Genomic DNA, 24287 nt, shown 5'->3' with positions numbered 1-24287 from the left:
CTTACTTCGCCTCCTCATCATGAATCTTTAAGTTGTGATATCCATCTACGTGGATGACCCATCCTTTCGGAACCACTAACGTAGTATCCATCTGTTCGCAGATGCACGGACCAGGAATCGACTGACCCGGAACAAATTTATCTCTTAAATAGACCGGTGTTTCAACATACTCATCACTGTTCTGGAACAGAACCTGACGAACTTCGATCGGTTCTGGAATCGGTGCCTCCGGATGAAGCTCTGCTGCTTTCAGGTCCGGTTTATCGATAACGCCGATAGCGGATACACGATAACTTACAAACTGTACAATCGCATCTTCTTTGCAATAGCCGTAGCTTCTCTTATGCTCTGCATGGAAATCAGCCAGTGCTTTCTTCAAAGTCTCTTCCGTCATCTTTCCTGCCGGAACCGGAATGCTGATCTCAAAGTTCTGACGCTGATAACGCATATCAACGGCAAATTCAAAGTAACGTCTGTCTGCCGGAACACCTTCTTTATCCAGAAGACCGGTTCCCTGCTCTACCATGTTATCAAACTGCTCATTGATGTCATCTAAGTTTCCGGCTTCACCATTCATGATCTTAGTTCTGGATAAGTCGAATTTTGTATCTGCCAGAAGAAGTCCGAGACTACAAAGAGTACCTGGATGCGGCGGAATCAATACTTCCTTCATTCCCAGTTCTTTTGCCACCTCGCATGCATGAAGCGGGCCGGCGCCTCCGAATGCCATCAGGCTAAATTCGCGGACATCATATCCCTTTTCTACGGATACGCTTCGGATTGCACGAACCATGTTGGAATTTACGACTGTGATAATACCGTTCGCTGCACGTTTCATATCCAGATTGGATTTATCACAAATTTTTGTCTTGACAGCGTTTTTAGCCAGTTCAATATCTACATACATTCTGCCGCCAAGAATCTTCTTCTGATTCAGCTTGCCAAGAACAATATTGGCATCTGTTACGCAAGGATTCTCACCGCCGCGCATATAGCAGGCCGGTCCAGGTGTTGCACCCGCACTCTTAGGTCCTACCTTTAAGGCACCGCCTTCATCAATCTTTGCAATGGAACCGCCGCCGGCACCGATGGTAATAATATTAATCATCGGGATTCTGGCCGGATATCCTTCTACATAACGCTCATTCGATACCTGCGGTGTATAATTTTCAATTAAGGAAATATCTGCGCTGGTACCACCCATATCAAAGGTAATAATCTTGTCTGCTTCGCACTGTTTGCCAATATATGCAGCTGCGATAACACCGGCACTCGGTCCGGACAATGCTGTCTTAATCGGGCAGTCGATGGTTTCTTTTATTGAAATGATGGAACCATTGGACTGGGTTACATAGGGCTCTACCTGAATACCAAGCTTCGCAATGGAATCACGGAAATTATTTACATATTTTTCCATAACCGGTCCCAGATAACTATTCATAACCGTTGTACTCATACGGCTGAACTCACGGAACTCCGGTGCCAGTTTACTGGAAATCGTAACGTATGCTTCCGGGAACTCTTCATGAATGATCTCTTCAATTCTTTCTTCATGAACCGGATTAATGAATGAGAACAAAGTACAAACTGCAATTGCTGTCACACCCTGTGCTTTTAAGTATCGAACGACCTCTCTTGTTTCGTTCTCATCCAGCGGAGTCTCAACACTTCCGTCGTAACGGATTCTCTCTGTTACCGTACAGTTTAAACCGGACGGAACCAGTGGATACGGTTTCTGTGCCTGAAGATTGTAAAGAGAAGGACGTCTCTGGGTTCCGATTTCCATCAGATCCTTAAATCCTTTGGTAGTAATAAGGCCAAGGCGGCAACCTTTCTTCTCGATTAATGCGTTCGTTCCTACGGTTGTACCGTGTGCCAGATAACTAACTTCTTCCGGAGCTGCTTTCTTAATCTCTAATACATCCTGAACGCCCTTTACAATTGCTCTGGACGGATCCGCCGGTGTGGAACTATCCTTGTAATTGAACAACTCACCTGTTTCCTGATTAAAAACAGAAAAATCTGTAAACGTTCCTCCAACGTCTACGCCAATCATATATGACATAGTATTTCCTCCTATGTAGTGTATTTTTCAAGCTGCACCTTCCGGGTATGGTCGTTTACCCATCCGGACTTTTCAGGATATTGACATCATACAGTTTATATTGTTATATAACGTCATATCTCCTTTACTGATAACATACTCTTCTTTCCGTCATTTGTCAATACTTTTTCAATCAAAAATTCCATGCTTTTTGAGCCACCTTATGCTCTGTATATCTGCCTGCCTTGGATTAGAGCGATACCTCGGATCATTCTGCTCCAGCGCATACATTCCCTTATATCCAGCTGATTCAAGAATATCCAGATATTCACAGATGGGAAGATCCCCATCCCCAAGGGCCATGTGAACCGCCGGGTGGGAATCATGGAGATGAATATGTGATAATTCTGCTCCATGGGCTAAGTAACGTTCTATCTTCTGGTCCATATAAACCATTTGTCCTATATCCAGCATAGGCTTCATGCTTCCTGAAGGCATAAGGGAAATCATCTCTTTCTGCTGCTCCGGCGTGTTCAGCACGTTCGAAGACAGAGGTGTCAATGTCTCCAGCACAAGTAAAATACCCATTTTCTGAGCCTTTTCTGACAAACGATGCAGGCTCTCTTCGCTCCGCTTCCACGCATCCTCCACTGGTTTGTTGAAATAACCGCATCCAGCTGAAACCAACACCTTTGGGCAGTTCAATATTTCTGCTGCATAAAATGCACGTTCAAAATTGCGTATGCTATATTCACGTATTTTTTCATCTTCTGCTGCCAGATTGACCGGATACTGGCATTGCTCCGGCGTGATACAGCATACTGAAAGCTCACGGCTCCGAATCTGAGCAGCTTTTTCTTTCAGCTGCGCTTCGTCCATCGTATCCAGACAGAAGGACGGACCTGCTGCCCAGAGTTCCACATTTTGCATTCCCAGTAAAACAGCCGTATCCAGAAAGTACTCGAACGGATACCGCAGATACTGATAGCTCCCCAGTGCAAATCGTTCCTTTGATATCTGCACCATGACCCTCACTTCCTTTTTTATTTTTGTTTTTATAATTCTCTGTAAATCCGGTCATGCTCAGACTTCGGTACCGGCACACCGTCTCCAAAGGCACCATTCTTCAAGCAGGTTCCTGCTGAAAATACAGCTGCCGCTTTCAATGCCTCCGGAAGTATCTCTGCCCTTATCTCACTGTTTTTCCAGCTTCCCTCCGGTTGTGTTTCCAGCTTTTTCAAGATGGTAATCAGCATAGCAGTGGCAAAGCTGTCTCCGGCTCCCATGGTATCCACCGGAGTGACATAATCCGGCAGCTGGCAATAAAACCGCTCCCCATCAAAAACCGTTGCTCCCTTACTTCCACGGGTAGCTGTCACCACACTGCATCCCTTTTCATACAGCTTCCGGCACAGTTTTTCTGTCTCCTCATCATTCAGATCACTACAGGATAGAAATGCAAAATCAATATATGGGCATACACGTTCCACCCTGTCTTCCTCATTCCAGCGATACGAAAAATCATAGCTTACCAAGGGAGAAAGTCCATGCAGGGCTGGAAGCAGCCCATCGGTAAACCCATTGTTGGTTGTATGAATCAAATTAAAACCATCCGCATATTCCAAATCCTCTTTTTCCAGATAAATTGGATGCTGCTGCAGAACACCACCTTTATTGCTTCCTTTAAATACACGATCTCCATCTACAAGGGTTACTCTGGCAAAGCCATTTTCTCCTTCATAGATGCGGCAATGACTGTGTCCGACTCCGTGTGCATCTAAAGATGCCTGCACGTGATCCGCTACTGCATCCTTTCCAAATACTCCCATAAAATCCGATTCTGCTCCCAGCATTCTTGCATATACCGCAAAATTTACTGCCTGACCACCCGGATACATGGTTCCGGTATGCAGATATACATCACACACATTATCTCCAAGACCTAATACTTTCAGCATTTTCTGTTTCCTCCTGTATTTTTATCGATTGAATTTGTTTTGAAACGAAAAGCGGCCGCCTGGAAGAGGCCGCCATTCCCTGGCAGTTCTGTCCCAAGCGGCAGCATTATTCTTAATTTAAATTTTACTTATTTATTAAACTGACGAGTCTGATCATAAAGATCCTTGGTTGTAAAGAAGCCTTCATCCTGAAGCTCTTTTCCTAACGGTTCTGCTGCATCAATAAATGCCTGGCGATCAATGTCACAGAATGTTACGCCGCCTTCGTTAATTAACCACTCTTTATCTTCCTCCCACTTGTCGAGAGTTCTTTCAGAATGATGAGAAGCTACCTGTGCTGCTGCATCAGAAATTACTTTCTGATCTTCTTCCGATAAGCTGTTCCAGAACTGAGTGGAGAAGCAGATCTGCTCAACCGGATATGCGTAATCCACATCTGCTACATATTTTGCAGACTCATAGAGGCCTGCAGAACGATAGGAGTCTTTCGAACACTCACCACCGTCAACTACGCCCTGCATTAAAGCAAATGGATATTCGGACCAGGCAACTACAACCGGTGTTGCTCCCATCGCTCTCGCATTTTTCTCAAAGATCGGAAGGTTCGGAATACGATATTTCATGCCAACCATATCTTTCGGGCTCTTGATCTCTTTGTTTGCAAAGAAGATACGCGGATTCTTCTGGAATTCGAAGTTTACTACGTGAATTCCCTGATTATCCAGGCTCTCCCAGATTGGATCTGCCACATCACTCTTTAAGTAATTAATCATGGAATCGTAATTGTTAAATGCAAATGCCATGGAAAGAATGTTTAAATCAGATTCATAAGTTGCCAGGGTATCTAAGGCACACATCATGCCCTCCTGCAGTCCTACCTGAAGGTTCTCCAGCATCGTGGTCTCATTGCCAAGCTGCTCTGCGGGATAAAACTCAAAGTAATATCTGTCACCGATCTTATCATTTACCAGATCACAGAACTCTTCACAGGACTGCGGTGCCGGCTCTCCGATGGCTCCGGAGTTACCGAATTTGACAACCTTAGCTCCAGCCGGAGCCGGTTTTGTTTCTACTGTATCAGCTCCTCCTTCAGTCTTATCGGTGGTCTGTGCGGAGGCCTGCTCCGATGTGGTTGTCTGTGCAGTGGACGATCCACAGCCTGCTAATGTGCCTACTGCCATGGCTGCCGTCAGGACAAGTGCAATTTTTTTCTTCATAAACTTTCCTCCTTAAATTGTGTACTTTATACTATCTTAATCTCTTACTCTTACATGGATCCTAACAGTCTCGGAAGGAACATGGTCAGCGGCTCCCAGAATGTTGTAATCATCAGTGTAATAAACATCGGGATCAGAAACTGTACCGTATATTTCAGTGCAGTTTCAAATTTATTACCGGTCGCCTTCGCTGTTACAAACAACGCTGGTGCCATCGGCGGAGTGATTAATCCAAGTGTTACATTCAGTACGGCCATAACACCCATCTGAACATAGCTCATACCAAGAGCCGTTGCCAGATTCATAAGAAGCGGTGCCACCATAATCAAAATCTGCATGGAACCAATAAAGCAGCCCAGGAATAATAACATTGCATTTAATACTAAAAGAATGATGATTTTATTTCCTAAGGACATCAGAAGAGTTGTCATAAAACCAATCAGACCACTGGTTACAATTACCCAGTTAAATACAAGACCGGTTGCACACAGACACATGGACATACCCGCGCTGGCTAATGTATCCTTTAATGCCTTTGTCAGCATCTTAAAGCTGAAACGTTTTAAGCAGATAGCCAGGATGACGCAATACATAGCTGCTACAACGGAACACTCTGTAGGAGTAAAGATACCGGTCATAATGCCAAGTACCAGGATAGCCGGGCCACCCAGTGCCGGAAGTGATGTATACAGAGAGTGGAATCGCTCGCCCCAGGATGCCTTCGGTGCCCGCGGGCAGGCAATGTGCTGGGTTTTCACTGCAATCGGAATCCAGATCATCATGGCCACGCCCATCAGGACACCCGGTCCCATACCAGCCTGGAACATAGCCAGTGTGGAGGTCTGGCTTAAGAATGCCCAGACAACGAAGTTGATGGACGGCGGAATAATCGGTCCGATACCTGCGGATGCTGCCGTTACTGCTACTGAGAAGTCTGGATCGTATCCGGCTTTTGACATCGCACTTACCTCAATGGTTCCAAGTCCTCCGGCATCTGCCAGAGCGGAACCGGACATTCCGGCAAATACCATGGAAGATAATACATTGGCATGTGCAAGTCCTCCCGGGAGATGACCGATCCATTTTTCAAACATTCCAAATAGTCGGTCCGTTAGTCCCACTTCATTCATAAAGCATCCTACAAAGAGGAATGCCGGTAATGCCAGCATGTTGAAATCAGCCAGGGAGTTTGCTGTTTTCTGTGCAAACATAACAAATGATTGATGGTTAAATACAATGAATTCAAACGCTGAAGCCAGCATTGCGTATGCAATCGGTACTTCCAGAAGAATTAATACCACAAAGGTGATAAAATAGACGGCTAAATAGGGATCCAGATTAGTCAAGAAGACCGCCTCCTTCCTTTTCTACCGGTACACAGATGGATTCATCTCCGGTAATTACAAATGCGATTGCCTTATATGCAGACATTACCAGCATAATCACTCCCATCACCAGAACCGGCAATGCATAGTAATAACCCTTGCTGATAGGAAGTCCTCCAACGGGAGGCATCTTCTTCTGCATCTGAAACAGCTGCCAGGATGCCGGAATATAAACCCAGCTTATCACAACAATCAAAAAGTTCGTAAATGTAAACATTCCTCTGCGAAATGCCTTTGGCATACGGTTCATGATAAACTCCAGAACTGCATGACCATTGTCCCAATAAACGGTACACCATCCAAGACACATGGACCATATCATCAACGCTGTTACACATTCATCAATTCCGTATATAGGGTGCTTAAATATAAAACGCATCAATACCTGAAGGAACAATAGTGCCATAAAAGCGAATATCATGTATCCGGTAAATACTTCCACCACACTATTCGCTTTATCCATAGCCTTACCAATTGAATAGATACTTTTCTTCATACTCTAATTGCCGCGCTTCGCTGCTGCGAATACGTACTCTCCTTCCTTTAAAATTAATTTCTATCATATAATGTCATGTGCTATAAGGGGTTCCTGGTTTTCTCTGCTCTGGCCGACCTATCCATTCAAATACTCGTCCAGATCCCCTTATATTATAACACCTTCAAAGACATCATATATCGTTATGTTATTTTTACCATACTTTGATTCATTTTGCAAGTATAAATTTATTTTTCATCGTCGCTTTTTATATTATCATAGGTTTTCTCCTTTCTTTTTTGTAAATTTTGCCAACTTTTGATTCATTTGCGTTATTATACGCAAAAAGTGGAACTCTCTCCTTCGTTGGAGAGCAGTTCCACTTTCATCTTATAACATTATATAATCTTTTGATGTCTCTCATTCTAACACTGCATCTTTTTATTGTCAAGCCTCTCTTTTAAAAAAACAAGAATAAAAAATAGGAGGTTCATGCTTCCCAACAAAAAGCTAAAGAGAATCAAGAATTCCGGGTAAAACAGATCGCACAGCTTCCCCCCTGCCATGTTTGCACATACGGTTCCGATCACACTGCTGATGGTTAGACCAATGGAAATACTAAAGCTTTTCAGACGTTCATCCGATGTTTCCGCAAAACACTCTACGCTGGCACTCATATAAAGGGCAAAACTGACGGACTGAAGAATCTGCCCCAGATAAAGAGACCACTCACCCGAAAAAAGCTGAAAGCAAATCGGACGAAGCAGGTTTGTGCCCAAAGCTGCTGCCATCCCCCAGAGGGCCGGATAGGTTTTCTTTTTTCCAATATAGGCTAACAAAAGCAGACTCAAAAACTCTACTGCAGCTCCTATTCCACAAACATTTCCAAATAATTCCGCATCTCCTCCACGCTCCGCAATAATCAATGACAGGAAGCTGCCAACTGGCCGATGACTGAACCAATAAAGAGTGCTTATTGTTAAACAAAACAAAAAACGACGCTTTTTACCAATTGCTGAAACGCCTGAACAAACGAAAGACTTTTCTCTGCCTCCCCTTTCTTTCGATGATTGCCAAGCCTGGTATCCGGAAGCAGGATGAGAAATGGAATCATCATAAGAAATAAAAGAATCTGCATCTGAAAATAACGATTCCATCCCCAGTGTTTGAAATAAAATCCTCCAATCACTGACATCACTGCAAATCCAATGGAACCACCGGCACGAATCCGGCTGTATATCAATCCCGGATAACTTTCCTTACTTAAATTAACCCAGGCATCCATCAGCTGACTAAAGGGATAGGCCAATCCGGCTGCCAGAACCAGCCCCGGCAGAAGCAGCCATGACTGGTTCATGAATTTTGTGCAAAAAGCACACACCATTGATACGATACCGATACAAACTAAAAGGTATCTTCTGGTGGGCAGAAATGTATCTGTTATATAGCCTCCCACCGGTTCCATCAAAAGATTGGCCAAAAATGTCAAACTGGTAATAATTCCGCAGACTGTGGCGCTATAGCCCTGCTCTGTTAAAAACAAAACGATGAAACTCGAAAAGACACAATAGACCGCATAATAAATAAAATAAGCCGAAAAAAACAGAACAGTACAGCTCCTTTTCCCTTTCACTAATGTATCTTTTCCCGCCCCAGTCATAACAAAACCAAAGGAATAACCGCCAGCGATAATCTCTGATTAAAAATACAGTTTCCATCCTGCCAGCCTTCCTCGTAAAAGCAAGCAATCGCATCCTTTCCTGCAAGATCCGATGCTCCCCCTTCTTCTGCTATCATAAGTCCATCGTTCCATGTAACACCATCATCTTTACTAAGCCGAATCGTGAGCTTCTGACGAGCGTCAAGACTCCAGCGAACAGACTCTCCCTGTTTCTGCCGTTCCAGCGCCGGTTCATCTCCATAGGCACAATTAACAAAAGCCATCTTCCCATCTGACAGTGACAAAAGAGCGCCTCCACAGATTGGATCCGGAAGTTCTTGATTTAACCAGGGTTCTCCCCAGCGTATAGTATCTTCCCCATCTATCTCTTTTTTGCTTTCACAAAAAGCTCTTCTTCTGACTCCCGGAATTTCATGGCGCATGGTTGCAAGCAGTGTTCCATCACTCCGTTCTGCCACGGAGCTTTCTGTGGGATCGCCAACCCCGTTTCCCGCCGGAACTACACTGCTGCATCTCCATGTTTTTCCTTGATCCTGACTGGATAGACATGCAAAACAAGCTGGGAGATGGGCATTTTCCCCACGGCTCAGCCACAATGGAAGTATCAGTGTCCCATCTTTTTTGCTTATTCCATGACCAGGTGCAATCGCCCACAATGTAACCGGCCATTCTTTCCGGAATCCGTCAATCAGGGATGTCAACTCCCTTTCCGTTCCAAATGAAACACCATTATCATCGCTTTCTTTCAAAAATAATCTCTTATAATCCTGACACCAGAAAAAATAGAGCTTTCCCTCCGCTGCTGCTATTAACAAGGGATTATGAATCAGCTCATCGTCTTTGGGAGAAACCATCGTAACCCGCTCGCCGATTGGCTCTATCGTTTCACCTATCATGCGATATCTTCTTAAAAACAGAGTTCGGCTGTTTCCTCCACCTTTTCTTCCTTCATAGGTCAGGAGCAAATCCCCATTGGAGGCTGTCACGATTCCCGGTACGCGATAGGAATCAAAACCATGCTCATTATTTTCTTCTACCACAATCCGGGTATATTTTTTTTCTGCCATATGGTCCTCCTATCTTACTTCTCCAGTGAAAAAGAACAGTCATATTGTTTTACATATTTATCCATTCCGGAGGCTGAATATAATACCATCGTACAGCAGCTGCCAAAATCACCGGTACGCACTACGACTTTGGCCTTCTGCATCGTTTCCGTTAAGCGATCCTGGCTGATGGTTCCGCCAGGCAGCTGCGGCAGCTGCGACTGAATCTTTTGATACATAGCATCATTATACTGGGGCATTAACTCAAACACTTCGTAACGCTCTGCCACCAGGTCGTTCATGATTGCGCACATCGTCTGTTCAAGGGTTGGAACTCCTCTTATCAGTGACACATCAATTACATTGCAGCCATCCGGAATCGGCATATTAGCATCGCAAATCACAATTGCATCCTTATGGCGGGCCGTGGCTAATGCATATCCAAGCTCTGCGTTAATCACCGTGTTCTTAATCATATACTACTTCCTCCTTTTTGCAGCATTATGTTATATAATGTCATTACGTTATATGATAAGTATAGAGGAAAGAACAAAAAAAGTCAATGCTTTCGATAAAATATGGCATAAAAAGAACGGACTCTGTCACATCTTGTACAGAATCCGTTCTTTTTCAATTTTTTATGAACTAAATATTCTTAAACAAGTCACAAAAATCAAAGGTCGCAAAATAATCCTTCGGTGTCTCTGCCCGGCGGATCATCTCCACGGAACCATCCTCTTTCAGGAGCAGTTCAGCCGAGCGCAGCTTTCCGTTGTAGTTGTAACCCATCGAAAAACCATGTGCGCCGGTATCATGGATGACAAGGATATCGCCCATATCGATCTTCGGAAGCATCCGGTCAATCGCAAATTTATCATTGTTCTCGCACAGGGAACCAGTTACATCGTATTTGTGGTCGCACGGCTCGTTCTCTTTTCCCATGACCGTGATGTGATGGTATGCGCCGTACATCGCCGGGCGCATCAGGTTGACTGCACACGCGTCCACACCGATATACTCTTTGTAGGTGTGTTTCTCATGGATTGCCGTTGTCACAAGGCAGCCATACGGCGCCAGCATGAAACGTCCCATCTCTGTATAAAGCGCTACATCGCCCATGCCAGCCGGAACCAGAACTTCCTCATAAACCTTGCGGACGCCCTCGCCGATTGCAAAGATATCGTTCGGCTCCTGATCCGGGCGGTAAGGAATGCCAACGCCACCAGACAGGTTGATAAATTTAATATCTGCGCCGGTCTCTTCTTTCAGCTTGACCGCTACCTCAAATAATACCTTCGCAAGCATCGGATAATACTCATTTGTAACCGTATTGCTTGCAAGGAAGGCATGGATACCGAAATGTTTCGCACCTTTTGCTTTCAACACCTTGAATGCCTCAAATAGTTGCTCGGTTGTCATACCGTATTTCGCATCGCCTGGGTTGTCCATGATATCATTGCTGATCTTGAACAGTCCGCCCGGATTGTAACGGCAGCTGATCGTCTCCGGAATATAACCGATCGTCTTCTCCAGGAAATCAATGTGCGTAAAATCATCAAGGTTGATGATCGCGCCCAGTTCGGCAGCCATCTTGAATTCCTCCGGCGGTGTATCGTTGGAGGAGAACATGATCTTCTCGCCATCGTACTTCATCGCCTTTGCCATCATAAGCTCTGTCAGCGAAGAGCAGTCCACGCCGCATCCAAGTTTCTTTAAAATATCAATTACAAATGGGTTCGGTGTTGCCTTTACAGCAAAATACTCTCTGAATCCCTTGTTCCAGGAAAATGCACGCATCAGGCGCTCGCCATTCTCGCGGATTCCCTTTTCATCATACAGGTGGAACGGTGTCGGGTATGTTTTCTTGATCTCCTCCAGCTGCTCCCGTGTTACAAATGGTTTCTTCTCCACTTTTACATCCTCCGAACTAAAATCTACATATAAAACTTAAAAGTCTGGACTACCGGGAACATACACTACTCCCGGCACGCCCAGACTCCTTTGTCCTGCTACTATTTATACACCAAAAACCGTGTTTTATCAACTGATTTCCCGAAAAACGCCCACAAATGGGCGGTATTTGTTACTGTTCACGCATACGTGCCCAGTAACGGAATTTGCCGTGGCTTCGCATTTAAATACGGCAAATTCCTGCTGCCACCACGTTTTCTTACGGCACTTTCGGTTCCAAAAGTGCCTACCTGTGAACAGTAACTGGTATTTTTCTCCTTTTCTCCGCCAGAACACAACCTCCGGACAAATTGAATCATTTTCCAGATACATCTATGAACCGGTCACAGATTCAGGCGCAGAATCCGGTCTCTACTCTACCACCATTACACGCATGATATTCGTATCGGCTACCGGTTCATGACGGTTGGCACGTGTCACCACACCCGCAGTTGCAACCACAATTTCACCCTCTTTGACGATACCTTTCTCTTTCAGCAGTTCCACCGATGCAAATAAGAGTGCATCCGTCGATTCAGCGCGTTTTGCATGGAACGGCTTAACACCCCAGTAGAGCTGCATCTGGCGGACAGCCGTCATGCTCGGGGAAAGTCCCGCGATCAATGCTTTCGGACGCCATTTCGAAAGCATTCTCGTCGTAAATCCGCTGACACTCGGAGCCACAATGACCGGCGCTTCCAGATCGGAGGCGGTCGCTACGGATGAATAGCATACCGTATTAGATATATTTCGAAGATTTTCTGCCGATACCTTTCTTCTCTGGTAGAACATATAATCCAGATATTTCTCCGACTCCTCGGCGATCTGGCTCATCATGCGGACTGCCTCGATCGGGTAACTTCCCATCGCCGTTTCTCCGGACAGCATGACCGCATCGGTTCCCTCGTACACTGCATTCGCCACATCCGATACCTCGGCACGCGTCGGACGCGGGTTGCGGATCATTGAATCGAGCATCTGGGTCGCCGTGATAACGACCTTGCACGCCAGGTTACATTTGCGGATGATCATCTTCTGGATGTGCGGAACTTTCTCTGCCGGAATCTCCACGCCCATATCGCCGCGGGCTACCATGATGCCGTCGCTCGCCTCAATGATGGAATCAATATTTTCAATTCCTTCTTCATTCTCGATTTTCGCGATAATCTGCATGGCAGAACCTTTTTCATCCAGAATCTCCCGGATCTCGCGGATCGCATCGGCATTGCGGACAAACGAAGCCGCCACAAAATCAAAGCCTGCATCCACGCCGAAACGAATGTCTTCCTTATCTTTATCGGTCAGTGCCGGAAGCTTGACACGTACCCCTGGTACATTGACACCCTTCTTCTCGCCCAGCTCGCCTCCATTTTCAATCCGGCAGACGATATCTGTTCCATTGACCTTCCGCACGTGCAGCTCGATCAGACCATCGTCAATCAGAATGCGGTCACCCGGCTTTACATCCTCCGCCAGCCCCGCATAGTTGATGTAGCCGCGTGTCTCATCCCCCACAATCTCCTCGGTCGTCAGCGTATACAGATCGCCCTCTTTCAGCGTCACTTTCTTTCCATCTTTTAATTTGCCGGTACGGATTTCCGGTCCCTTGGTATCCAGAAGCGATGCGATCGGAATCCCCAGCTCCTCGCGCACACTTTCCAGAATCTCCAAACGATGTTTATGCTCCGCATGATCGCCATGCGAAAAGTTAAAACGTGCGACATCCATGCCATTTAACGCCAACTCCTTCATAATCTCCCGGTTATCGGTGTTTGGTCCCATTGTGCAGACAATCTTTGTCTTTTTCATGCCGTTATTCCTCCTCATATTCTGTCATTTTTTAAGAATTTTCCCATCAGCGAATCATTTATATCCTCTTTTGTATGCTTTATCCAGCCTATTTAAATCCCCTGCTAAAAAAACAATCCACCGCCTGATTCTATTTAGAATCTTTCAATTCTTCTTCCGTCACGTGTTTGTGCGTATACAGATGATCCATGCAATATTCCAGATTTCCCGCACACTTCGAACAATAGCGGAATTCCAGGTTCGGATCATCCTTCTCGGTGCGTCCGCAGACTGCACATTTATGATGCGTCAGCGAAATTTTCTGAATCTGTGCCTTCTGCATCTCGTTTTTAAACTTCTGCTTACGGACCATCTCTTTCGGACTGGCTTTCCGATAGTTGCGCGTCATCAGGAAGAAAATGATAAAATTGAGCATCGAAACAACAATCTCAATTTTCGCGATAATGCCACCCGTTAAGAAACTGTAGACCAGAAGCGCTCCATACATCATTCCGAGGTATTTCGCCCGGATCGGAATAAAAATCAGAAGGAACTGCATCTCCGGGAAAGTGCAGGCAAACGCCAGAAACAGCGATTCATTTAAGTAATACGGGGACATCGGCACCGAAAAGCCGGTCACACCGTACACCAGAAATGCCGCGATGATGTGTCCCAGCACGCCCATAAAGAAAAACATATTAAATCGGAAGGTTCCCCACACGCGCTCCAGCGTCGAGCCAATCGAATAATAGAGATACATCGCAAGCAGCGCAAACAGGACGCCCGACTGAGGCGGGCATACGAGAAAGGTCACGATTCTCCACACCTGCCCCCGCAGGATCGCCGCCGCATCAAGTGCCAGATACTGCACGTAAAAATATGGATTAAACAGGCTCATCACAAATCCAGCCGCATACATCATGATGATGTAGTACATCAGATTCGGGATCGCAAACCGACCGAATTTGCGCTCTAATTTTCTAAAAAAATTCATAATTCACATCCTTTTCCGTTTTCCTTCCATTATAGAGAGCGGCGGATTCTTTGTCAAATTATATTGTCGCTTCCACCACGTTATCTTACGGCACATTCGGTTCCAAAAGTGCACGCCTGCGTTCTGTAATGGCTGCATTCCAACTCAGAAAAAGCGGTATTTTCCACGCAGAAAATGCCTTTCCTTGTACAGGAACGCCCTTCTCCCATTATGCGCGATATTAACAAATTTTGCACATTTTTAGCATCTTTTTAACGCACCCTACTAATTGTTTTCTTCCTTATTCTATGTTAAAGTATAGCCGAATACATGTGTAGTACAAAGGAGGGAAGGGCACTGCCCCGATTGTACATGAATTCCTGTAAAAAATTAGGAATCGACATCGGTTCCACAACGGTTAAAGTATCTATTATTGAAGACGGCGGTAAGCTTCTTTTCGCCGATTATAAACGTCATTTTGCAAACATACAGGAGACGCTCGCGGACCTGCTCCGTGAGGGTGAAGAGAAACTTGGCGCACTGACCGTCGAGCCGGTCATCACTGGTTCCGGCGGTTTAACACTTTCTAAGCATCTGGGCATTCCATTTGTCCAGGAGGTTGTAGCGGTTGCCACATCCCTGAAGGATTATGCCCCGCAGACCGACGTTGCCATCGAGCTTGGCGGCGAGGATGCGAAAATTATTTATTTTACCGGCGGCATTGACCAGCGTATGAACGGAATCTGCGCCGGAGGCACCGGCTCCTTTATTGATCAGATGGCTTCGCTGCTTCAGACGGACGCATCCGGTCTTAATGAGTACGCGAAAAATTACAAGGCAATCTATCCGATCGCGGCGCGCTGCGGCGTTTTCGCCAAGACGGATATCCAGCCTCTCATCAACGAAGGCGCAACCAAAGAGGATCTGTCCGCCTCCATTTTCCAGGCGGTTGTCAACCAGACCATCAGCGGTCTGGCATGCGGCAAGCCGATCCGCGGCAATGTTGCGTTTCTCGGTGGACCGCTTCATTTCCTCTCGGAGCTGCGCGCGGCATTTATCCGCACCCTGAATCTGGGGGCGGACCAGATCATTGCCCCGGATCACTCGCATCTGTTTGCGGCGATCGGCGCGGCGATGAACTCTGATCCGAAGACAACTGCCAGCCTGCACGATCTGATCGAACGGCTTTCCCACGGCATCAAGATGGATTTCGAGGTAAAGCGGATGGAACCCCTCTTTACTGATGAAGCTGACTATGAAAAATTCAGAACCCGCCATGCAAGTCATGACGTCAAAAAAGGTGATTTAGCGACCTACGAAGGCAACTGCTACCTCGGCATTGACGCCGGTTCCACCACAACCAAGGTGGCGCTTGTCGGCGAGGACGGCTCTCTTCTATACCGCTTCTACAGCAACAACAACGGCAGCCCGCTGGCGACGGCGATCCGCGCGATGCAGGAGATCCACGACCAGCTTCCTGAGAAAGCACAGATCGCTTATTCCTGCTCCACCGGTTACGGTGAAGCGCTCTTAAAATCTGCCTGATGCTGGATGAGGGCGAGGTCGAGACGATCTCCCACTACTACGCAGCGGCGGCATTTGAGCCGGATGTAGACTGCATCCTTGATATCGGCGGTCAGGATATGAAATGCATCAAGATCAAGGACGGCACCGTAGACAGCGTACAGCTCAACGAAGCTTGTTCGTCCGGCTGCGGCTCCTTTATCGAGACATTTGCTAAATCCTTAAATTACAGCGTACAGGATTTTGCCAGAGAGGCGCTCTTTGCCAAAAATCCGACCGACCTCGGTACCCGCTGTACTGTTTTCATGAACTCTAACGTCAAACAGGCGCAGAAAGAGGGAGCTTCCGTCGCAGATATTTCTGCCGGACTGGCTTACTCCGTCATCAAAAATGCCCTGTTTAAGGTTATCAAGATTACCAATGCCTCCGACCTCGGAAAACACGTGGTCGTGCAGGGCGGTACCTTCTACAACGATGCGGTTCTCCGCAGTTTTGAGAAGATCTCCGGCTGTGAGGCAGTCCGCCCGGACATCGCCGGTATCATGGGTGCCTACGGTGCGGCTCTGATTGCCCGTGAGCGCTACGATGCTTCCAAGACAACCACGATGCTGCCGATCGACAAGATCTTAAGCCTGACCTACAAGACGACGATGGCGCGCTGCCAGGGTTGTACAAACCACTGTGTCCTGACGATCAACCGTTTCGACGGCGGACGTCAGTTCGTTACCGGCAACCGCTGTGAGCGCGGTCTGGGCGGCAACAAACAGAAAAAAGACATTCCGAACTTATTTGACTATAAATACCACCGTATGTTCGATTATGAACCGCTGACCGCCGATCTGGCGCCGCGCGGTACCGTCGGCATCCCGCGTGTCCTGAATATGTATGAAAACTACCCGTTCTGGGCGGTCTTCTTCAGGGAACTGGGTTACCGCACCGTTCTGTCCCCAAAATCGACGAGACAGATCTACGAACTTGGTATTGAATCGATCCCGAGCGAATCCGAATGCTACCCGGCAAAACTCGCGCACGGTCATATCGAATGGCTGATCCGCCAGGGACTGACCTACATTTTCTATCCGTGCGTTCCTTACGAGCGCAACGAAACCCCGGAAGCAGGAAATCACTACAACTGCCCGATGGTCACATCCTACGCGGAAAACATCAAAAACAACGTAGAATCCCTGACGGATCACAAGGTACATTTCCGGAATCCGTTTATGGCATTTACAAATGAGGAAATCCTGACAAAACGTCTGGTCGAAGAATTTACCAGGGATCAGTCGATCCCGGAGAAGGAGATCCGCGCCGCCGCTCACAAGGCATGGCAGGAACTCATCGCCTCCCGTCAGGATATGGAAAAGAAGGGCGAGGAAGTCATCGCCTGGTTAAAAGAAACCGGACACCACGGCATCGTGCTGGCAGGCAGACCGTACCATGTAGATCCGGAGATCAACCATGGTATTCCGGAACTCATCACTTCCTACGGTTTTGCCGTGCTGACCGAGGACTCCGTCTCCCATTTAGGACGCGTTGACCGTCCGCTGATCGTCACCGACCAGTGGATGTACCACTCCCGCCTCTACGAGGCAGCTTCCTATGTGAAGACACAGCCAAACCTGGATCTGATCCAGCTCAACTCCTTCGGATGCGGTCTGGATGCAGTTACTACTGATCAGGTCAATGATATTCTGACCCGCTCCGGCAAAATTTATACGCTGCTCAAGATCGACGAGGTCAACAACCTCGGCGCCGCACGTATCCGTGTGCGCTCCTTAATCGCCGCGATCCGCGTGCGCGAGATGCGCCACTACCATAAACCGATCGTTTCCAGCGCATACAGCCGTGTTTATTTCACGAAGGAAATGAAGAAAAACTACACGATCCTCTGCCCGCAGATGTCGCCGATCCATTTCGACCTCATCGAACCGGCGGTCCGAAGCTGTGGTTACAACCTGGAGGTGCTGCAGAACTCCGACCGTACTGCTATCGACACAGGACTTAAGTACGTCAACAACGACGCCTGTTACCCGTCCCTGATCGTAGTTGGCCAGATCATGGATGCGCTGCTCTCCGGCAAATACGACTTAGAGCATACAGCCGTTATTATGAGCCAGACCGGCGGCGGCTGCCGTGCCTCCAACTACATTGGCTTTATCCGCCGTGCCTTAGAGCGCGCCGGTATGCCGCAGATTCCGGTTATCTCGTTAAATGCCAACGGCATGGAGACAAATCCGGGCTTCAAGATTACCCTGCCGCTTCTCACCAAGGCAATGCAGGCGGTTGTCTACGGTGACCTCTTCATGCGGGTTCTCTATGCGACCCGCCCATATGAAGCAAAAGCCGGTTCCGCCAATGCCCTGCATGAGAAATGGAAAGCAATCTGCATCAAATCGCTGCAGAAACACTCTTTATCCATGGCAGAGTTTAACCGCAACATCCGCGGTATTATCCATGACTTCGACGAACTTCCGAGACGCGATGTCCAGAAACCGAGGGTTGGCATTGTCGGCGAGATCCTGGTAAAATTCTCCCCGTTAGCAAACAACCACGTGGTAGAGCTTCTGGAAGCCGAGGGTGCCGAGGCTGTAATGCCGGATCTGCTTGATTTCCTGCTTTACTGCTTCTACAACAGCAACTTCAAAGCCGACAATCTGGGCGGCAAACGTTCCACCGCACACCTGTGCAACATGGGAATCTCCCTGCTGGAGTATTTCCGCCGCACCTGCCGCCGCGAACTGGAACGCAGCACACATTTCCTTCCGCCTGCACGGATTCAGGATCTGGCGTCGATGGCGAAGCATTACGTTTCCCTCGGCAATCAGACCGGCGAGGGATGGTTCCTGACTGGTGAGATGCTGGAATTGATTCACAGCGGCACGACGAACATCATCTGCACCCAGCCGTTCGGCTGCCTGCCAAACCACATCGTCGGAAAAGGCGTCATCAAAGGACTGCGCGCCAGCCATCCGGAGGCGAATATCATCGCCGTAGACTACGATCCGGGTGCCAGCGAAGTCAATCAGCTGAACCGTATCAAACTGATGCTTTCCACCGCACAGAAGAACCTGCCAGAAAGGAAAAAGGAGTCAAGAATTGGATGATTTTGGATTGATTTTGGATAAAATTTCCAGCTGACTTTTAAAGACGTCTGTGCTATAATAAATTTATATGGAGTTTAAGATAGGCTGTGGATTCCATAGCCTATCTTCTATATAGGGGAACAAAAAGACAGACTAAAAGGAGATCTCAGGATGAAATCAAAATTATTCCTCTGCGCGGCTCTGGCTGCGGCTCTCTACGTGACGCCGTCTTATGCAGCTGATTATTCCGCACAGGTTGTGAGTTTTTCTCAGGAGGACCCGGACAACCTCTCCATCGAGCTGACCGGCTCCAAAGTAATTACCGACGATTTTTCATTCAAACTTCCATCCCAGTCATTTTCGAGACTCATCATGGTTCCGAACGGGGATTCCTATGAGGTATATGAAAAAAAAGCCTATGAAGCCAACGGAGGCGGACTTCTCTTCCGCATTCTCGCATTTGAGGACACGCATTACCGCGATTTAAACGGCTGCACCATCTTAGGCTTCTGCGGCAACAAGCTCTTCATTCTGGATCTGCACTACGACGAGCAGTATGCCAGCGACAGCGAAGAATATGCAAAATGCAACGAAATCGTGACCTCGCTCAAAAAGAGCTTCATTTCCTATATCAAAGACACCGGGACGGTTGAGTAGCATCGAATCGAATATAAATATGCAAAAAGAACGTCAAATTCTAAGTTTTTCGCTTGAATTTGACGTTCTTTTTTACTTTAAACTCTTCTATTTTGGGCTCTTCTATTTTCGTCTTTGTGCCATAGAGGTCCCTTACAAGACCGCTGATGGTCGTGTACTGGCTTCTACGCAGGTAACGGACTGCCAGCATAGAAGAAACAACCGCGCCAATCGCCCATGCTGTATCATACCAGCCTGCCGACAGCCCCACGGTAAAGGCGTTCTCCGCGATACCGATCGTCGAAGCGCCGCCGATCGCCAGACCCGCGATACTAGCTGCCACGACAAACGCATTATTTTTTCCTTTATATAAAAGGAAGTTCTCTGAATCCTTTTTCTGGCTGTAAGACACATAGATACTGATGCCAAACAGCAGAAGCACATATAAAATAACAATTAGCAGCGGAATATTCATTACTTCGCGCCTCCATTTTCCTCTGCCTCGCGGCAAATACGCTCGTAGGCTTCCTTTGTCTGCGGGAGCACGCTTCCGCCGTACGGAATTACATATACATCTTTTCCGTTAAAGTCTACCTCTGCCAGCAGATCCTTCATATCTTTAAACGATCTTACGCCCATATCCCGAACCAGCTCCGGCTCCATGGAAGACAGAAGCAGCGTCTTCGAACGACGGATGGACTCGCAGGCTGCGTAGAAAATATAGCCGCCGATGGTGAAAGACGCACGCAGTGCCTCATCCAGGCATCCCTTAGAGAGAGGCTTAATCCAATCGAAGAAATCCCTGGAACCGCTTCCCTCCGGGCATTCCGCCAGCATAATGAGTGTACCGCCCTCTTTGACCGCTCTCGATGCGTTAAACAGCGTCTTGGTGGACTGATAAAAATTCAGATCCTTCGGGAAACCGCCGCAGCTTGCAATTACGACATCTGCCTGATAGTCGATCGGCAGTCCGTATCCCTTCTGTACATAACTGCAGCTTGCCTGCCATGCCTTGTCAAACTCACCACAGAATAAACCGCTGTGGCGGGAAGACGTATCTACCACGATATTGATACCGAACGTAACATGTACCATGGCACCTGCCTCTCGCATATCCAGGTTGATCGGGTTGTTCTCCACCAGACCGCTACCGACACGCACATCCGTCATCGGTTTCTCCGGATCCAGCGCACGCTCATGGTTCATGCGGATCGTCTCACGGGAAGCAATACCTGGAACGATGCTCTTTCTTCCGCCGCCGTAGCCTGCCATCAGATGGTGCACCGTACCGCCGATGCAGATGACCTTTCTGCCGACTGCCAGCGGATTGACCGATACACGCGTTCCAAAGGACGTCGTACCGATGTATACCAGATCCGGCGCATCGCAGTCATGGTCAGTCACGCTCGCTACATGGTCGTAGACAAACTCGCTTGCAAGTTTTCTGCGATCCTCCGCCGTATTCTTGCGGTGTGTTCCCAGTGCAACCACAACCGCAATCTGGTCATATCCCACGCCCATCTCATCGTGCAGATATTTTACCAGAAGCTCGCAAATCACGTCCTGACGCATCCAGAAACGCGTCATATCACTGATCACGATCGTAACCGGATCGGTCGGTGCAATCAACTCCTTTAACGGCTTCGTGCCAATCACACCATCCGTCACACAATGCAAAAATTCTGCTTTTATATCTTCAATGACCCGCATCTTATTTTCATACAGGTATTTTACACTCTTCGCACCGTCAATCTCAAAATCGACCGCCGACGTTCCGTACTTTAAATGTACTTGCTCCATTGTCTTTCTCCTTCACATTTCCTCATCTGCGTTAAACGTTTGCGCTTTAAACCACTAAAGTATATAATAAAGCACCTGTTTTGTCAAGTCTTTCACAAAACAGGTGCTTTATTTTTATAGTTTATATGATATTTTTCAATCTTCCCGGTACGCCGCATACATCTGCGTCGTCGCCATATCCGAATGTCCAAGAATCGTCTGAACTGCCCGCATGTCTGCACCTCTCGCAATCAGGTGCGCCGCAAAGGAATGGCGTAGCGTGTGCGGCGTGATATCTTCCTCAATCCCGGCTTTCTCGCCGTAATATTTGATAATCTTCCAGAATCCCTGCCGGCTCATCGCGCCGCCCGTACAGTTGACAAAGAAATAGTCCGATCCCTTTCCACGCAGCAGCTCGTTTCTCGCATGTTCCAAATACTCCTCCAGCGCTGCTTTCGCCGAACGTCCAAATGGGATCGTCCGCTCCCTCTCCCCGTCGCGACAGACCAGAAATCCAATGTTCATATTGATATCTTCCATCTGGATCCCTATAAGCTCTGACACCCGGATTCCGGTCGCATATAAAAGAGCCAGCATCGCCTTGTCCCGAATCTCCTTCGGTGTCTGCCCGGATGGCTGTGCCAGAAGCGCTGATACCTGATCGACACTCAGGACCACCGGCGCCTTTTTCTCCACTTTCGGCGCATGCAGACTTTCCGCCGGGTTCCGCCGGATGCATGCCTGCATACATTCATAATTAAAAAACGCTTTCATCGCCGCCATCATCCGTGAAATGGTGGTAGCCGCCTTTCCCTGCTCTTCCATATGAAGAATATATCCATGCAGGCTGGTCTTTGTCACCTTCGCCGCCTCCCGGATCTCTTTCTCCTCCAGATAAGTAATCATCTGCATCAGATCTCTCCGATATGACTGTACGGTATTTTCTGATGCCTGTTTTACCTCCCGCAGGTACTGTTCAAATCTGTCTACTTCCCCTCTCATACTTCCCCAATCTATTCTCGTAACCATTTCCGCCATTCTTTTATTCACGGCATTTTCTGCCAAAGCCCCAGCCTGCAGGGCAAATATCGTTCCGCGGCAATCCTATCGATTCCTCCATCTGAACCATCCATTCTCCTGAGGTTTTCTCACCCTATCTGCAACTTACCTTCTTCTCCACAAACAGGGCTTTTATCGTCCGCAGGTATCATTATATCTACATTTTCCCATAAAATCAAACATAATTTTCCCCACTTTTCCTACATTTTTCGACTGATTTACATAAAAATACAACATATGGTGCGTCCACTTTTTTCACCCCCATATGTTGTAAATTTTGAATTATATTTTTATTCGGACAGCCCCATTAAAATGGGCAGTGTGAGACCAGTAATGATACAAAACCAGGATTCAGCCACACTTCCAGCGCAGTTCCCATCCCCAGCACCAATAAAAGGATTAAAAATCCAGCCGTCCGTATCCGACTCTCCTTTGCAAGCGCCCAGGAAAGAAGCAGCCAGAACACAGGAATATAAAACACCACCTGTGGAAATAACGTTGCCACAAATACAGGCAGTCCCCAAAAACCGCCCCAGCCAGTAAATCCTGCCAGTAGCCATGCCTGCTCCAGACCTAAGACGAGACAAGCACCCCACGCAGCCAGACATGCGACCGGCGTCATACCTGCCAGCCACAGCATCAGCGCCATCCCTGACCGCTGCAGCCAGACCTGAAAAAACAAAGTTCCCCGGCTGGCTGCCTTCATTCCGGCGTTTAGATGCCAACCGGCACCCGATGGATCTCCAATTCCTTGTCCAAGCCTCGCTGCCAGCACACTTTCCAGCCCGGCATGTCCGCTCCCGGACGAAATTTGAAAACAAACGGCTGCTATCGTCCCCAATACAATCCCAAGGATCCAAAAAAACACTGATACATCCCAGGTACTTAAAGCCGGAAGCCAGAATCTCCTTTTCACATGCAATCCCTGCCTATTCCTTTGTTACCTTATCTGTATTCAGTGTTTTTTATAATATGCCTTTATATCTGCCTCCATATGCTGTTAGCTTCATGCGTCTTTCAGCGTTTAATCCATATATTTATTTCATCACAGATGCTCACAGTGCTTCGCTGATCCTTATTTTTACTTCTGTCCTGCTTTGCAGGCATACGCCAGAATCGCGGACACAGTCTTTCCATCCGTCAGCTCTCCTGCGTAGATCCGTTTCAAAAGGTCGGAAAGTTCCCACGCCTCTACCTCAATCTCCTCGTCCGGGTCAAGATGCTGATGGGTTTTCTTGAGATCGCGTGCCAGAAAAATATCCAGCGCCTCATCACAGAACGCGATCGTTGTGTTGACGCTCATCAGATATTCCAGATGGTCACAACGGTAGCCCGTCTCCTCCTCCAGCTCGCGGTACGCGCAGTCAATCTTCGCCTCATCCGGCGAATCCAGCTTACCAGCCGGAATCTCCAGTGTATAGCGGTCCAGCGCATTGCGGTACTGACGCACCATGAGAATCTTTCCATCCTCCGTAACCGGAAGCACCGCTGCCGCGCCGTCATGATGGATAAAATCCCATTTTGCCTGATGTCCGTTTACCTCGACGGTATCTTCGTACATTTTCAAGATGGTTCCCTGATATTTTAACTCTCGTTTCAGACGTTTGACCGGCACGGGCTCCAGCGATGCCTGCTTTTCTACTTTCTGTTCCATATTTCCTCACCCTTATGTCCAGGTTCCTTCTGGGT

18 protein-coding genes and 1 pseudogene are annotated in these 24287 nt (G+C 47.6%); 2 read left to right on the top strand and 17 right to left on the bottom strand.

Features of this window, described 5'->3' with window-relative positions; translation table 11 throughout:
- Nucleotide 1 precedes the first annotated feature (1 nt).
- From DW085_RS06285 to DW085_RS06225, 12 genes are all read right to left on the bottom strand, one after another.
- Nucleotides 2-2065 carry a hydantoinase/oxoprolinase family protein gene (locus DW085_RS06285; RefSeq protein WP_118467918.1) on the bottom strand — a complete coding sequence of 688 codons (2064 nt, stop codon included), beginning with the start codon at nucleotides 2063-2065 and terminating at the stop codon, nucleotides 2-4.
- Nucleotides 2066-2233: 168 nt separating this feature from the next.
- Entirely contained in the window at nucleotides 2234-3070 is an 837-nt protein-coding gene (locus DW085_RS06280; protein WP_118467916.1) for a sugar phosphate isomerase/epimerase family protein, read from the bottom strand.
- 29 nt (nucleotides 3071-3099) lie between these two features.
- Nucleotides 3100-4002 (bottom strand): fructoselysine 6-kinase, encoded by a 903-nt coding sequence (locus DW085_RS06275; protein WP_118467914.1) that lies wholly within the window; start codon nucleotides 4000-4002, stop codon nucleotides 3100-3102.
- A gap of 128 nt (nucleotides 4003-4130) precedes the next feature.
- A complete protein-coding gene (dctP, locus tag DW085_RS06270; RefSeq protein ID WP_118467912.1) occupies nucleotides 4131-5219 on the bottom strand; it encodes a TRAP transporter substrate-binding protein DctP in 1089 nt (362 codons plus the stop codon).
- A gap of 50 nt (nucleotides 5220-5269) precedes the next feature.
- Entirely contained in the window at nucleotides 5270-6565 is a 1296-nt protein-coding gene (locus tag DW085_RS06265; protein ID WP_118467911.1) for a TRAP transporter large permease, read from the bottom strand.
- Nucleotides 6558-7010, bottom strand: coding sequence for a TRAP transporter small permease subunit (locus DW085_RS06260; protein ID WP_270224273.1), 453 nt, complete (start codon nucleotides 7008-7010; stop codon nucleotides 6558-6560). Before DW085_RS06260 ends, DW085_RS06265 begins: the two co-directional genes overlap by 8 nt.
- A 494-nt stretch (nucleotides 7011-7504) precedes the next feature.
- The gene (locus DW085_RS06255; RefSeq protein WP_118481821.1) at nucleotides 7505-8236 is read right to left on the bottom strand and encodes an MFS transporter; all 732 of its coding nucleotides are present in this window, start codon (nucleotides 8234-8236) and stop codon (nucleotides 7505-7507) included.
- Nucleotides 8237-8735: 499 nt separating this feature from the next.
- Nucleotides 8736-9827 (bottom strand): sialidase family protein, encoded by a 1092-nt coding sequence (locus DW085_RS06245; RefSeq protein WP_118472096.1) that lies wholly within the window; start codon nucleotides 9825-9827, stop codon nucleotides 8736-8738.
- Nucleotides 9828-9841: 14 nt separating this feature from the next.
- Complete coding sequence (locus tag DW085_RS06240) at nucleotides 9842-10282, bottom strand: RbsD/FucU domain-containing protein (protein ID WP_118467903.1); 441 nt, start codon at nucleotides 10280-10282, stop codon at nucleotides 9842-9844.
- Between the two features lie 169 nt (nucleotides 10283-10451).
- Nucleotides 10452-11717: a diaminopimelate decarboxylase gene (locus DW085_RS06235; protein WP_118467901.1), complete on the bottom strand. Its 1266-nt coding sequence runs from the start codon at nucleotides 11715-11717 to the stop codon at nucleotides 10452-10454.
- Nucleotides 11718-12128: 411 nt separating this feature from the next.
- A complete protein-coding gene (gene pyk, locus DW085_RS06230; protein WP_284525731.1) occupies nucleotides 12129-13583 on the bottom strand; it encodes a pyruvate kinase in 1455 nt (484 codons plus the stop codon).
- 112 nt (nucleotides 13584-13695) lie between these two features.
- Nucleotides 13696-14538 (bottom strand): hypothetical protein, encoded by an 843-nt coding sequence (locus DW085_RS06225; protein ID WP_117796362.1) that lies wholly within the window; start codon nucleotides 14536-14538, stop codon nucleotides 13696-13698.
- Nucleotides 14539-14889: 351 nt separating this feature from the next.
- On the opposite strand from DW085_RS06225, the pseudogene DW085_RS06220 reads away from it, so the two are divergent.
- Both DW085_RS06220 and DW085_RS06215 read left to right on the top strand, forming a co-directional pair.
- A pseudogene (locus DW085_RS06220) lies at nucleotides 14890-19145 on the top strand (acyl-CoA dehydratase activase-related protein).
- Between the two features lie 150 nt (nucleotides 19146-19295).
- Entirely contained in the window at nucleotides 19296-19781 is a 486-nt protein-coding gene (locus DW085_RS06215; RefSeq protein WP_118491862.1) for a hypothetical protein, read from the top strand.
- Nucleotides 19782-19821: 40 nt separating this feature from the next.
- Here the strand turns inward: DW085_RS06215 and DW085_RS06210 are convergent, their stop codons facing one another.
- From DW085_RS06210 to DW085_RS06190, 5 genes are all read right to left on the bottom strand, one after another.
- Nucleotides 19822-20235: a hypothetical protein gene (locus tag DW085_RS06210; RefSeq protein ID WP_243033949.1), complete on the bottom strand. Its 414-nt coding sequence runs from the start codon at nucleotides 20233-20235 to the stop codon at nucleotides 19822-19824.
- Nucleotides 20235-21560, bottom strand: a complete 1326-nt coding sequence (larA, locus tag DW085_RS06205) for a nickel-dependent lactate racemase (protein WP_118491860.1) — start codon at nucleotides 21558-21560, stop codon at nucleotides 20235-20237. The genes DW085_RS06210 and larA overlap by 1 nt, the downstream gene beginning before the upstream one ends.
- Before the next feature lie 135 nt (nucleotides 21561-21695).
- Entirely contained in the window at nucleotides 21696-22589 is an 894-nt protein-coding gene (xerA, locus tag DW085_RS06200; protein ID WP_333549083.1) for a site-specific tyrosine recombinase/integron integrase, read from the bottom strand.
- A gap of 316 nt (nucleotides 22590-22905) precedes the next feature.
- A complete protein-coding gene (locus DW085_RS06195; protein WP_147353930.1) occupies nucleotides 22906-23466 on the bottom strand; it encodes a hypothetical protein in 561 nt (186 codons plus the stop codon).
- A 213-nt stretch (nucleotides 23467-23679) separates the two neighbouring features.
- Nucleotides 23680-24252: an NUDIX hydrolase gene (locus DW085_RS06190; RefSeq protein WP_118467889.1), complete on the bottom strand. Its 573-nt coding sequence runs from the start codon at nucleotides 24250-24252 to the stop codon at nucleotides 23680-23682.
- Nucleotides 24253-24287: the final 35 nt, after the last annotated feature.

Source organism: Clostridium sp. AF50-3, from assembly GCF_003477445.1.
GTDB classification, from domain to species: domain Bacteria; phylum Bacillota; class Clostridia; order Lachnospirales; family Lachnospiraceae; genus Otoolea; species Otoolea fessa.
This window is presented reverse-complemented; position numbering and strand designations above follow the sequence as displayed.

What these genes read in the sequence shown, in the direction of transcription:
- DW085_RS06285 (WP_118467918.1), bottom strand. Translation starts at nt 2,065, where the DNA reads ATGTCATATATGATTGGCGTAGACGTTGGAGGAACGTTTACAGATTTT.
- DW085_RS06280 (WP_118467916.1), bottom strand. Translation starts at nt 3,070, where the DNA reads ATGGTGCAGATATCAAAGGAACGATTTGCACTGGGGAGCTATCAGTAT.
- DW085_RS06275 (WP_118467914.1), bottom strand. Translation starts at nt 4,002, where the DNA reads ATGCTGAAAGTATTAGGTCTTGGAGATAATGTGTGTGATGTATATCTG.
- dctP (WP_118467912.1), bottom strand. Translation starts at nt 5,219, where the DNA reads ATGAAGAAAAAAATTGCACTTGTCCTGACGGCAGCCATGGCAGTAGGC.
- DW085_RS06260 (WP_270224273.1), bottom strand. Translation starts at nt 7,010, where the DNA reads ATGGCACTATTGTTCCTTCAGGTATTGATGCGTTTTATATTTAAGCAC.
- DW085_RS06255 (WP_118481821.1), bottom strand. Translation starts at nt 8,236, where the DNA reads ATGGAATCGTTATTTTCAGATGCAGATTCTTTTATTTCTTATGATGAT.
- DW085_RS06245 (WP_118472096.1), bottom strand. Translation starts at nt 9,827, where the DNA reads ATGGCAGAAAAAAAATATACCCGGATTGTGGTAGAAGAAAATAATGAG.
- DW085_RS06240 (WP_118467903.1), bottom strand. Translation starts at nt 10,282, where the DNA reads ATGATTAAGAACACGGTGATTAACGCAGAGCTTGGATATGCATTAGCC.
- pyk (WP_284525731.1), bottom strand. Translation starts at nt 13,583, where the DNA reads ATGAGGAGGAATAACGGCATGAAAAAGACAAAGATTGTCTGCACAATG.
- DW085_RS06225 (WP_117796362.1), bottom strand. Translation starts at nt 14,538, where the DNA reads ATGAATTTTTTTAGAAAATTAGAGCGCAAATTCGGTCGGTTTGCGATC.
- DW085_RS06215 (WP_118491862.1), top strand. Translation starts at nt 19,296, where the DNA reads ATGAAATCAAAATTATTCCTCTGCGCGGCTCTGGCTGCGGCTCTCTAC.
- DW085_RS06210 (WP_243033949.1), bottom strand. Translation starts at nt 20,235, where the DNA reads ATGAATATTCCGCTGCTAATTGTTATTTTATATGTGCTTCTGCTGTTT.
- larA (WP_118491860.1), bottom strand. Translation starts at nt 21,560, where the DNA reads ATGGAGCAAGTACATTTAAAGTACGGAACGTCGGCGGTCGATTTTGAG.
- DW085_RS06190 (WP_118467889.1), bottom strand. Translation starts at nt 24,252, where the DNA reads ATGGAACAGAAAGTAGAAAAGCAGGCATCGCTGGAGCCCGTGCCGGTC.